The sequence below is a fragment of the Halorhabdus sp. CBA1104 genome, from assembly GCF_009690625.1.
Taxonomy (GTDB): Archaea; Halobacteriota; Halobacteria; order Halobacteriales; family Haloarculaceae; genus Halorhabdus.
Genome location: NZ_CP033878.1, coordinates 884,716 through 895,830, shown reverse-complemented (window position 1 = coordinate 895,830; position 11,115 = coordinate 884,716). Strand labels below are relative to the sequence as shown.

General features: G+C 62.6%; 16 protein-coding genes. 11 read left to right on the top strand and 5 right to left on the bottom strand.

The window, feature by feature from the left end:
* Positions 1 to 2: 2 nt before the first annotated feature.
* On the top strand, positions 3 to 917 hold the full coding sequence (locus tag Hrd1104_RS04645) for a DMT family transporter (RefSeq protein ID WP_195837633.1): 915 nt from the start codon (positions 3 to 5) through the stop codon (positions 915 to 917).
* A gap of 3 nt (positions 918 to 920) precedes the next feature.
* On the opposite strand, the gene Hrd1104_RS04640 is transcribed toward Hrd1104_RS04645, so the two are convergent.
* A complete protein-coding gene (locus Hrd1104_RS04640) occupies positions 921 to 1,718 on the bottom strand; it encodes an RIO1 family regulatory kinase/ATPase (protein ID WP_154551649.1) in 798 nt (265 codons plus the stop codon).
* 91 nt (positions 1,719 to 1,809) lie between these two features.
* Entirely contained in the window at positions 1,810 to 2,343 is a 534-nt protein-coding gene (locus Hrd1104_RS04635) for a GNAT family N-acetyltransferase (RefSeq protein WP_154551648.1), read from the bottom strand.
* A 96-nt stretch (positions 2,344 to 2,439) separates the two neighbouring features.
* On the opposite strand from Hrd1104_RS04635, the gene Hrd1104_RS04630 reads away from it, so the two are divergent.
* Positions 2,440 to 2,850 (top strand): DUF1648 domain-containing protein, encoded by a 411-nt coding sequence (locus tag Hrd1104_RS04630; protein WP_154551647.1) that lies wholly within the window; start codon positions 2,440 to 2,442, stop codon positions 2,848 to 2,850.
* Between the two features lie 69 nt (positions 2,851 to 2,919).
* Positions 2,920 to 3,609 carry an endonuclease III gene (nth, locus tag Hrd1104_RS04625; protein ID WP_154551646.1) on the top strand — a complete coding sequence of 230 codons (690 nt, stop codon included), beginning with the start codon at positions 2,920 to 2,922 and terminating at the stop codon, positions 3,607 to 3,609.
* 51 nt (positions 3,610 to 3,660) lie between these two features.
* Here the strand turns inward: nth and Hrd1104_RS04620 are convergent, their stop codons facing one another.
* Positions 3,661 to 4,155 carry a hypothetical protein gene (locus Hrd1104_RS04620; RefSeq protein ID WP_154551645.1) on the bottom strand — a complete coding sequence of 165 codons (495 nt, stop codon included), beginning with the start codon at positions 4,153 to 4,155 and terminating at the stop codon, positions 3,661 to 3,663.
* A 150-nt stretch (positions 4,156 to 4,305) separates the two neighbouring features.
* Between Hrd1104_RS04620 and Hrd1104_RS04615 the strand changes: the two genes are divergently transcribed.
* From Hrd1104_RS04615 to Hrd1104_RS04580, 8 genes are all read left to right on the top strand, one after another.
* Positions 4,306 to 5,175 carry a hypothetical protein gene (locus Hrd1104_RS04615; protein WP_229770538.1) on the top strand — a complete coding sequence of 290 codons (870 nt, stop codon included), beginning with the start codon at positions 4,306 to 4,308 and terminating at the stop codon, positions 5,173 to 5,175.
* Positions 5,176 to 5,295: 120 nt separating this feature from the next.
* Positions 5,296 to 5,946, top strand: a complete 651-nt coding sequence (locus Hrd1104_RS04610; RefSeq protein WP_154551644.1) for a halocyanin domain-containing protein — start codon at positions 5,296 to 5,298, stop codon at positions 5,944 to 5,946.
* Complete coding sequence (locus tag Hrd1104_RS04605; RefSeq protein ID WP_154551643.1) at positions 5,946 to 6,344, top strand: hypothetical protein; 399 nt, start codon at positions 5,946 to 5,948, stop codon at positions 6,342 to 6,344. The genes Hrd1104_RS04610 and Hrd1104_RS04605 overlap by 1 nt, the downstream gene beginning before the upstream one ends.
* A 2-nt stretch (positions 6,345 to 6,346) precedes the next feature.
* Positions 6,347 to 7,216, top strand: a complete 870-nt coding sequence (locus tag Hrd1104_RS04600) for a ubiquinol-cytochrome c reductase iron-sulfur subunit (protein ID WP_154551642.1) — start codon at positions 6,347 to 6,349, stop codon at positions 7,214 to 7,216.
* Between the two features lie 3 nt (positions 7,217 to 7,219).
* Positions 7,220 to 8,023: a cytochrome bc complex cytochrome b subunit gene (locus Hrd1104_RS04595; RefSeq protein WP_154551641.1), complete on the top strand. Its 804-nt coding sequence runs from the start codon at positions 7,220 to 7,222 to the stop codon at positions 8,021 to 8,023.
* A gap of 3 nt (positions 8,024 to 8,026) precedes the next feature.
* Complete coding sequence (locus Hrd1104_RS04590) at positions 8,027 to 8,794, top strand: cytochrome bc complex cytochrome b subunit (protein ID WP_154551640.1); 768 nt, start codon at positions 8,027 to 8,029, stop codon at positions 8,792 to 8,794.
* A 2-nt stretch (positions 8,795 to 8,796) separates the two neighbouring features.
* Positions 8,797 to 9,156 carry a hypothetical protein gene (locus Hrd1104_RS04585; RefSeq protein ID WP_195837632.1) on the top strand — a complete coding sequence of 120 codons (360 nt, stop codon included), beginning with the start codon at positions 8,797 to 8,799 and terminating at the stop codon, positions 9,154 to 9,156.
* Complete coding sequence (locus tag Hrd1104_RS04580) at positions 9,149 to 9,412, top strand: hypothetical protein (protein ID WP_154551639.1); 264 nt, start codon at positions 9,149 to 9,151, stop codon at positions 9,410 to 9,412. The genes Hrd1104_RS04585 and Hrd1104_RS04580 overlap by 8 nt, the downstream gene beginning before the upstream one ends.
* A 303-nt stretch (positions 9,413 to 9,715) precedes the next feature.
* On the opposite strand, the gene Hrd1104_RS04575 is transcribed toward Hrd1104_RS04580, so the two are convergent.
* Both Hrd1104_RS04575 and Hrd1104_RS04570 read right to left on the bottom strand, forming a co-directional pair.
* Positions 9,716 to 10,153, bottom strand: coding sequence for a hypothetical protein (locus Hrd1104_RS04575; RefSeq protein ID WP_154551638.1), 438 nt, complete (start codon positions 10,151 to 10,153; stop codon positions 9,716 to 9,718).
* A gap of 65 nt (positions 10,154 to 10,218) precedes the next feature.
* Positions 10,219 to 11,103 (bottom strand): NAD(+)/NADH kinase, encoded by an 885-nt coding sequence (locus tag Hrd1104_RS04570; RefSeq protein WP_154551637.1) that lies wholly within the window; start codon positions 11,101 to 11,103, stop codon positions 10,219 to 10,221.
* Positions 11,104 to 11,115 lie beyond the last annotated feature (12 nt).

The window sequence follows — 11,115 nt, the reverse complement described above, 5'->3', positions numbered from 1 at the left end:
CCGTGGCCGAGTCGAATGCGGAACTATCTGGCCAGATATCGCCGCTCACAGGGCTGTCCGTGGCAATCGTCGCCGTGAGTACCAGTGCGATCCTCGTCCGCTGGAGTGAAGCCCCCTCGATCGTCGCGGCGTTCTATCGCGTGGTGTTGACGACATCGTTGCTCGCGCCACTCGCGTTCGCTCGCCATCGCAATCCGTTCGCTTCCTTCCAGCGGAGCCACTTGCTCGGGGCGACACTTGCCGGGCTGGCGCTGTCGGTCCACTTTGCCGCCTGGTTCGAGAGTCTTGCCTGGACGAGCGTGGCCGCGTCCGTGACGATCGTCCAGTCACAGCCGCTGTTGGTCGCTGTGGGCGCGGCGCTACTGTTAGACGAACGGGTCACCGGCGGCACCGTCGTCGGTATCCTCGTCGCGATCGTCGGCATCGCCATCATGTCGGTACCTGACCTTCTCGGTGGGACTACTGTCGAGGCGGACCCAACGTACGGAAACGGGCTGGCGCTGTTGGGGGCAGTCGCGGCCGCGGCGTACGTCCTCGCGGGCCGGTCGATCCGCCAGCGCGTGGCCCTACTGCCGTACGTCCTCGTCGTCTACGCCGTCTGTTCGATCGGGTTACTCGCCGTGGTGGCGGTCCAGGGTGCAGCCCTGTCCGGGTATCCACCACGGGAGTGGCTCCTGTTTCTCGGGATGGCTGTCGGCCCAGGCGTGTTCGGACATACAGTCCTCAACTGGGCGCTTGCCCACGTCGAATCGAGCGTCGTCAGCGTCTCCTTGCTGGCCGAACCGATCGGTGCATCCGTCCTCGCGCTGGTCTTGCTGGCCGAAGTGCCCGACACCGTGACCATCGTTGGCGGTGTCGTCGTTCTGACTGGGATCTCTCTCACGGCGCGAGCACGACCGAACGGAGACGACCTGTGATCGTCACCGGGTTGCGCGGTTCTCGATCTCGGCTTTGACCGCCCCGGCGTCGAAGTCGTGGTCCGGCCGGATCGTGACGAAATCCAGAAACTCCCTGGCCTGAAGCAGTGTTTCGGTCTCGAAGTGCTCTGAGGCCAGAGAAACGGCGTCGCGAGGCCCGATCAACGGCGCAAGAACACCGAGCGCACAGGCGAGATCGTAGGCTCTGGCTTCGCCGATACCGTCCCTGACGCTGGTCGCGTCGATGAAGTACAGTTCGCTATCGGCAACCAGAACGTTCTCAGCGCGGAGATCGCCGTGGGCGAGTTCAGCCCCGTGCATGCGATCGAGCGCGGCATAGAGGGTCGGGGCGATCGCTCTCACCGCCGGCTCGTCGAGTTCGCCCAGCGTTCGAAATTCGGGGAGGTATTCGAGGACGAGAACCCCCAGCCCCTCGACTTCGAAGGCCTCCAGCGGTTCTGGGACACTGAGGCCGACGGCCTGCATCTCTTTTGTGGCGTCTCGCTCGTGTTCGGCCATCTGCAGTGGTGTTCCGAAGTGCTCGAAGAAGCCTGCTGTCCCGCTGGTGAAAGCCCCGATGTTCCGGCCTGTCGTGAGCAACGCGTGGACCAGCGAGTGTTGCTCGGAGATGACCTTCACGAAGTACCGATCGTTGATGACCATCGGTGTCGACAGCCAGTTGTTCGCGTCCAGAAACTCCACGCGGCCCGCCGGCTCGTCGTAGCGCTCCAAGACAGCTTTCGCGGCTGCTTCCAGCCGGGGCCAGGCGATCTGTCCTCGTAACAACTGGCGAAGCGCCATATGTAGGCGGGGCGACGGGGCCGGTAAAGGTTTTCTGTCAGCCGACGAGACGCCAGCCACCCCGGCACCGTTCGATCGACGTACCTTCGACTCACTCGCCCGTCTCGAACTCGCTTGCAAGCAGGCCGTAGCGGAACACGTCGACGCGTTCACCGCGCATGTGTGCGTGCTCCCGAAAGGTCCCTTCCTGTTGGAAGCCGACGGATTCGAGCACCCGCCGAGAGGCCTCGTTGCCGGCCAGGACGTTGGCGTACACTTTCTCTAAGCGGCGGTCCTCGAAACTGTACCGGACGATCCGTGCAGTGGCATCAGTCGCGTAGCCGTTGCCTTGGGCGTCGGGGTGGACGTAGTAGCCCAGTTCCGCGATCCCCCAGGCGTCGTTGAGTTGATTGAGCCCGACCGTTCCGACTGGATCGCCATCAGCACAGATCAACAGATGGACGTCCGCACTGTCCCCGATGGTTTCGATCCACGCCTGTTCCTCGTCCGTGTTCTTCGGGGCGTAGGCCGCCAGCATCGGCCAGACGTCTGGGTGGTTGATCGTCTCGGCGAGGAACTCGGCGTCTTCGGCTTCGATCGGTCGCAGCGTCACGCGGTCACCGCGAAGGAACGTCGGGCCTGGCATGCGTTATCGGTCACTGCTCTGTCGCAAAAACCTATCGACAGGTGTCCACTGCGGGCCGTCGCAACGTTTAGGGAACCTACACGCTAGTCGCCGACGATGGCAAGCTTGAACGGTTGGAGGCGCCTCTCGTGGACGATCGTGGCGCTAACTGCGGTGGGTGGTGTTGCCGCCTGGCCGCGACTCCCCGAGGAGATGGCGATCCACTTCACCGCGGGCGGATCGCCCGACAATTTCGTCCCACGGGCCGTCGGCATCTTGCTCATGCCAGCCGTGATGGTCCTCACTATGGGGATCCTTCGGGCAGGGATGCGTCTGGACCCGCCCGAGAATCACCGGGTCCCCCAGGTCGTCGCAGTTTCGACGCTAGCGTTCATGGGCGTGTTGCATGGTCTCGTGCTCGCGTGGAATCTCGGGTATCCCGTCCCCTTCGAGTACGTCCTCATCGGCACGCTCGGGTGGGCAATAGCCATGCTCGGCTATGCACTCAAGGCCGACCCTCCGTGGTGACGGATTCGCCAGCCGGGGGACCCGCGTGAACCCGACAGGGCAAAGGGAGTCCGGCCCGGCCTCGGGAACATGGGAACGCCACTGGCAGACCGCGAGGAGCAGGCGGCGGTGGTCATCGAACGGTTGCACGAGGAATACCCCGACGCGACGATCTCGCTGACCTTCTCGAACCGTCTCGAGTTGCTCGTCGCCGTTGTCCTCTCGGCTCAGTGTACCGACGAGCGCGTCAACGACGTCACCGAGGACCTCTTCGAGAAATACGAGACGCCAGCGGACTACGCCGAGGCCGAGGAGGCCCAACTGGCCGACGACATCTACGGTATCACGTTTCACAACAACAAGGCGGGATACCTGAAAGGAATCGGCCAACGCCTCCTCGAAGAGCACGACGGCGAGGTCCCGGACACGATGGACGCGCTGACGGCTCTGCCTGGTGTGGGGCGGAAAACAGCCAACGTCGTCCTCCAGCACGGCCACGATGTCGTCGAGGGCGTCGTCGTGGATACGCACGTTCAGCGCCTCTCCCGGCGACTTGGATTGACCGACAACGAACGCCCGGAAGCCATCGAACCAGACCTGCAGGAACTCGTCCCGCGAGGGGACTGGCAAGAGATTACACACCTGTTTATCAGCCACGGCCGCGAGGTGTGTACGGCACGGTCGCCCGATTGTGACGCGTGTCTGCTCGAAGATCACTGTCCCTCATCACAACTGGATCGCGACGTCGATATGGCCAGTGGCGAGCCGTGGGATGCCTGAGTTGGCTCGGAACGTAACGCGACGGTGATTGCTCCGAAGCAACCAGGATCGTCAGCCCAGGATATCAGTGTACTTGGACACGTATCGAGCGACACCAGTGACGTAGGCCAGCAGCCAGAGCACCGTGTAGCCGACGACGCCGATCCGCAGTCGCGCACGCCAGTGGCCAAGGTCTTGAGTCGAGTCGTCGAGTGCATCGAGGTCGAAATCGTCCGCCTGGCGAAATTCAGTCGAGGCCCACTTCGCGCGCAAGATCCGGACGATCCCAGTCGCTGCCAACAGGAAGAAGGCGTAGGCTTGAACGCCGAGGAACGCGTGGACGACAGCCAGCCCAGTGTACTGGCTCCAGAATTTCGGGATCATCCAGCCCACGAGCGGGACTGTCGTTAACAGGAGACCCAGGCCGACGACGACGAGGTGTCGTTTGAGGATGCGCCAGGTGATCGGGTCACTGACGATCATCAACCAGGCACCGTACAGAAAGCAAGGCAGGCTAAGCGTCACCGAAACGACGACCAGCGCCGCGATCGTGCCAGATCCGACCATCGGGGGCCTTTCGGCGGGCAGTCGCTAAAACGTGCCGAAGCCGGGGCCGATCGCTGCCCGACCATCGACACCGGCACGGGCCACGAGACTGTCCCAAACTGGCCGACGACGACCAGAACCGGTAAGCCGACGGGAGTCTAACGTCCCCCAATGACCCCCGCCGAGTCCGCTGACGACGAGCACGGCGGTGACGAGCGGCCAGTGGGCGATGGGACTGCCGAGAACGGGGCTGGTAGCGATGCAGCCGAGGGAGACAAGACAGCGACAGGGGCCGGCGACGACGGGGACCCATCGCTGGCAGAACTCCGTGAACAGGTCGAAGACGAGTACGACTTCGACTCTTTTGGCCCAGCCGAGATGGCCGACATGGAGCCCGAAGAGTGGGAAGCCGCGTTCGATCCGGACACCTGGATCACGGGCGAGAAGCTCCTCGAACGGCTCGAAGCCGACCTCCGCCAGCGGGTCGCCGATCGGGACGTCTTCGCCCGGATCGAGCGCGAAGAGAAGCGGCTAGTAGCTTACTCCGACGAGAGTTACGCGATCGTCCATCCCGACGGGACCGTCGAAGGCGAAGGGACCGTGCTGCGAGACGTCAAACCGTCAGTGGCACTCTGTTCGATGGACTCCTACGAAGTGCCTACTCCTCCGAACGGGGAGCTGTTACCAGCGCCCGAAGACGTCCGGGAAGGAGACGGTGAACTCGGGAACATCGTGGTCCAGCTGCTGGCAATGGCGCAATTACTCGCCGCACTCGCGTTGCTAGGGTTTGGCGTGACTGGTGGCAACGCTATTGCGTTCGTTGCCGGTCTCGGGTTCCTCGTGATTGGCCTGCTGTTGCTTGCTGTGGTCGCCAACGCCCGACTCTCGGACGCTTTCCGGGCCGAACAGTACCGGGATCGCCTTCGGGCAATGGGAGGGGCTTCCGACGAGCGGCCAGCGTTCGTCCCCGATTCGGGCGAGACAGTCCCGGATCGGCCATCGGGTGCAGCAGGCGGCGAGCAGGCCGCTGATGACGCTTGAGAATGTCTCACGAACCCGCTCGCCAAGTCTGCAGTCAAATTCGGCCGGATAACCGGCAAAAGGCACCGAGATTGGGGCTTCCGGTGGGTTTATACAAATACGCCTCTCAGCATGTTGCATATGCACAGGCGGGAATTTCTGCGATCGGCGGGCACGGTCGCCGGCGGCACGGCGGCCGCCGGCGCAGCAGGTTCCGCCGCCGCTGCCGAGGACGGTGACGGTGGTGGCGGCGGTGGCGGCCAACCGGATTACGGCGGTTGGCTGTCCGACGTGGGCAACTTCTCGGCGACCGAAGACTACCGTGGGCAAGACGAGGTGACGGTGGAAGTCGGCGTCGAGGGCAACGGCGATTACTGGGCGTTTGGCCCACCGGCCATGTATGTCGACACGGGAACGACCGTCATCTGGGAGTGGACAGGCCAGGGCGGCGGCCACAACGTCGTCGGCGAAAACGACGATTACTCCTCTGGCCCCTCGACGGGCGAGGCCGGCACCACGTTCGAACGGACCTTCGACGAGGCCGGGATTCACAAGTACTACTGCGATCCCCACCTCTCGGTCGGGATGAAAGGTGCCGTCGTCGTCGGTGATGACTACCCAAGTGTGTCAGCCGGGGCTTCGACGCCAGTCAATCCCGAGCACATGGGAGTCCCCATTCAGGCACACTACGTCGGCATCGCGACGGTACTGGGGATTTCGGCGTCGCTGGCGTTTACGTTCTACCTGCTCAAGTACGGCGAAACGCCCCATTCGAAAGGAGGGTCAGACTGATGTCCTCCTCGGGAAGCACGTACGGCGACATTCATCGGTACGAACCACCACGGGAAAGTACGGCCGCAGCGCTCGCTATCGTGTTACTCACGGTCGTCGAAATCATCTTCGTGGGCGTCTTCACCTACGGCCTGATCAAGGGCTGGGGGATCGCCTCTCTGGACGGCGGCTTCGGGAACATGTTTCTGGGAACGGTCATGGCGGCCATGTTCGTCAACCTCGCGTTCATTCTGCTGTTGTACCGCAAGGAGTTCCTCCCGGACGTCATGATCGTCAAGAAGCGACGCCGGAAGTGGGAGGACCTCTACATCCGCGAAGATGACGTCGACGGCGAATCGATGACCGACGGGGCGACCGAGAGCCTCAAACGCGCACTCTATCCGTACATGAAACGATAACCATGCCAAACGAAGACAAATATCCGACCGAATCAGGTCGACGACGGTTCGTGAAAGGCGTCGTCGGGTCCGCCGCCCTCGGGAGCGTTGCGACAGGCGGTGCGACCGCCGTCGGACTGGTAACCTCACAGACCGGCGTCGGGGGCGGGATCACGGAATACTTCGGTATCGCGAACACCGACGGACCAGCCCCCCGAGCGATGCCGATCGTCCCGGTCGAAATTCAGGACGATGGGACGATCGCTGGTATCTGGCCGGACACGCGGACCGAGACCGTCCAAGGACAGGACGTGACGATCGCCGAGATGGATGTGGGTGGGACGAGCTACAGTTCGTCGTGGTTCCAGTACTGCGGCGTCCAGACGTACGCGGGCATCGATCCGGGGGCCGATGCGGACAACGCCTTCCGGGCCGTGCCGGGGACGTACGACTGGCAAGGTGATATGGAGGCCGGCGACGCACTGACGCTCTCGGAGTTCGACGATTACGAGACCTGGAGTAACGACATCGGTGAAGGCGGCTTTGGCAAACCAGCCAAGGCCAGTTGGCGCTCACAGAAAGCGGACGTCCAGACCATTCCTGTCCAGGTACTCCGGAGTCCGGAAGTGTCGAAGATGGTCAACGGAGAAGGCGATTACAGTGATCTCTCGGGTGACGTCCGACAATTCCTCGAGGCGGCCACAGAAGACGACGTGATGGCCTGGCTCAACAAGTGTACGCACTTCTGTTGTGTCCCTGGATTCAAGGCCTATCCCGGGAGTGAACGGTTCAACGCCGAAAACGAAGTCTACTGTCAGTGCCACCAGTCGGTGTACGACCCGTTCCAGCCCGTCAAAAAGCAATTCACGGCGCTCCCGCGCCCGGGTGACTGACCGATGAGCCTCGAACGCAAAGACGACCACGACCACGAAGCCTGGATCGAGGACCGGGAGTTTACGCGCTTAGAGACGGTGTATCTGACCGTCCTGGTGTGGCTCGATAAGCGCCTCCGGATCGTCGATTATCTCGAGATTCTGGAGAATCTCTACTACAAGGTCAACATGCAGATGCCAAAGAGCCACACCGAACAGTACGGGCTGGACAACAAGTTCTGGTACTGGTACCCGCTGTACGCGCTGGGCTCGTTCTCGACGATCGCCTACATCGTCGCGGCCATTTCGGGCGCATTACTGGGCTTCTACTATGCGCCTGCAGCCTCGGGCGCTTCGGGCAACCCCACGATCGCCTACGAGTCGATCACGATGATCATGACGGACCTGAACTTCGGGTTCATGCTCCGGAGTATCCACCGCTGGTCGGCCCAGGTGATGGTCGCTGCGGTGTTCTTGCACATGCTTCGCGTGTACTTCACCGGGGCCTACAAGGAGCCACGGGAACTCAACTGGCTCATCGGAATCGTCCTGATCAGTCTCACGCTCCTGTTTGGATACACGGGCTACCTCCTGCCGTGGGATCAGCTGGCCTTCTGGGCCGGCCAGATCGGCGTCGAGATGGCTCTCTCGATCCCGCTGATCGGCGAGTGGGCCGCCCAGTTGATCTTCGGCGGCTTCACGCCAAACCCCGCGACCCTCCAGCGGATGTACATCTTACACGTCTTCTTCCTGCCGTTCCTCGTGACGGCGTTGATCGCTATCCACATCGCGATCGTCTGGATGCAAGGCATCGCCGAACCACACTGACCCATGACAGGAAACACAGATACCTCCGAGGTACGCACCGACGGGGGCGAGACAGGTATCGTCCCACCGGACGACGAGACGCCGTCCTGGAGTGAGCGCAAGGCACGCAAGCAGGGTCTGGCACGGACGACCTACGAGTACTTCGAGCGAGCGCGCCGGGAAGACCAGGACCTGCGCCAGGAATCAGACTACGTTGAACGAGACGTGCTGGGCTTTCCGACCTGGCCCCACGAGATGATCCGCAACCTGGCGCTGACGAGTTTCTTCGTCGGGATGATCATCTTTCTGGCGGCGACGCTCCCGCCACACATCGGCGCGCCGGCCAACTCCGGGGTGACGCCGCCGATCATCCTGCCGGACTGGTATCTCTACTGGTCGTTTGGCCTGCTGAAACTCGGCCCGCTCAACCCCGATCTCGCGTTGCTCGGCGGCCAGAAGCTGATGGCAGACCGGACGTTCGGGGTGCTGGCAAATCTCGTCGTCGTCGGGGCGATCGCGATCGTCCCGTTCCTCAACAAGGGCAGTGCGCGCCGGCCGGTCGAACAGCCCTTCTGGGCGTCGGTCGGCGTCTTTGGCGTCATCCTCTCGGTGACACTGGCGGCGCTTTCGGTCAAGAACCTCCTGCCGATCGACTCCCACCTCACGTTCGATCTAACGTTCCTCCTGCCGTTCGTCGGCGCGTTCATCACCTACGCCGTGTTGAAGTCGATGCGCGAGGGATACATGTTCGAACTCAATCGCCGGTACTACCGGCTCCGACCACCGAAGTGATCATGAGCTACGCAACCCACTCCAACGCATCGGCGGAATCGACGAGCGAAGAGACCGCGACAGAAAACGAGACAGTCGGCCCCGAGGACACGACCGCCGGTCGCCGAGACGTCGTCGTGCCGCTTCGCGTCTACAAGGCCGTCTCGGTGTTCTCGACGCTGTTTGCCATCCTCGCGATCGTCGTCGGGTTCGTCACGCTCGATGCAGCGACCAACCGCGGGACGGCGGATCTGGCTGCCGTCGACCCACTGGTCGCACTCGTCGGACTCGGCGTAATGGTCCTTGGCGCGGTCGTCTACGCGTTCTCGACGCGGTTTCGCACAGCTGGCATGGGACCGGACGGAGGTGAGACCGATGGCTGACGAGTTCATGAAAGGGTTCGCGATCTTCGTGACTGCGAGCCTGGGTTGGTTGGTCATCGCGGGCTGGTACAAGACACCAGCCTTCGAAGGCCCCCAGCTACTCGGCACGTATCCCGAAAGTCCGGACGTCTTCAGCCAAATCGCCATCATTGCCGGTGAGGGGATGTTCTACTTCGCGATCTTCGGGACGCTTGCCTTCTGGGTGCTCGTGCCTGCGATCAACGAAGCTCGTGAAGCGTACAACGACCGGTCGTGACTTCCCTGCCCTGATCGAAGTCGGTCCGAAGATTTCGCACGGAGTTGAGTCGTCCCCGACTAACAGGCCTGGAGCACTGTATTTTGAGACGGTATCGGGGTTGACGAACAGCACCCCAACAGTCTGCGTGGTACCGATTCGTCGGTTCGGCACAGGCTAACGGCTCCCACGAGGAGAGCAAGCAAGGTCACCGCAGCGAAGCGATACGTCCAGGCCAGGGCAGGCATACTGACGAGTGTTGTGCTAGCAAACTGTTCGTTGTGATGTTACTAGCGTGGCGAACACACCGGCAGTATCGTCGCTTTAGACCAGTGCCGTCCAGATCGGTTCGACGACGAAAAAGAGACTCTGGTACCCGACGTACGTCAACGTAAGCAGCGAGGCGGCGATAGCCCCTTTCGGCCGTTCGAGCGGGATGTCACGACGCGCTTCGACCTTGCGAGCCTCGAACTCGAAGAAGTCCGTGATGAACAGCCCCAACACGAGTACCGAGGCGACGATGCCGCCGTGGTGGTGCAACGTCAGATAGTAAAACGACACCAGCACGAGGAGGACGTTCGAGACAGTATGTGGGAGAGAGCGCGTCATCGCGTCTGCGCCCCCTTGGGCGGCTTGCTGGACGTGTTGCCGGTGGGCGAGTATCCGTGTTACCTGATTCGCGAGGACGACAGCGAGTAAGACGTACTCGATGTGGTCGCCGACCAGCGCATCGAGGGGGCCAAAGAGCGAAACCGGTGGCATACCCGACCCCACGAACGGTATCCATTAGAGTGTTTCCAAACCGGCACTCCCGCGAGGCCAATCGGTCACTCGCGGGGAAACGACGCATCCGGAAGTCTCGCGGACTCCTCGCTGCTCTGGGTTTCGGGAGACGATGCGAAATCGGTACTGCCACGGTCGTCCACGGTGCGTGTCGTGTGAGGGCGATCCCCGAGCGGTCGATAGACCGACTCACTTTCGGGGACCGACATCAGCGAGATCACCCCACCGTGCGCGAGTGTCAACTGCTCGTCGGCCGCGACTCGACGAGTATCGTGGCCGTCAACTAGCAGCGACACGGGAGCTTCCTCCCGTTCGACCGATAGATTGAGTGCCCACGTCTCCTCGGGAACAGAGACGACCCAGTGATCACGTTCGGTTTTGAACGCACCGATCGGGACGACAGAGAGCGCCGCGACATCCGGGCTAAGGATCGGCCCACCGACCTGTCGGGCATACCCAGCACTGCCGGCTGGCGTCGCAACGACGACGCCGTCTGCGCGGAACGTCGAAATCGATTCGGCCGGCCGCTCGACAGTGTATTCCGAAATATGTGCCGGCTCGGCAGTCACCAGCATCACGTCCGATACAGCAGTCCCAACGGGATCACCGTCGAGAGTGACCGACAGTAGCGGTTGGTTTTGGATCGTGTAGGTCCCGTCGGCTAAGTGCCCGAGGGCAGACTGGAGCGCCCCTGGAGGGACAGCTTGGTGGCCTGCCGAAACGTCGACCGGCAGGATCGGTGTCGTTGGCCACTCACGAGCGACCTCGAAAAGCGCCGGCTCGCCGATTGCGATAGCGACAGTGGCCTCCTCGTGATCCGTTGGCTCGCCCGACACCGTTCGCAGCCCCATCGATTCGACGAGTTCTACCACGGCGCCACCATCGTCACCGACAACCGCAACAGGCCCGTTTCTGGGCTCCGGACTCATCACACGAGACCA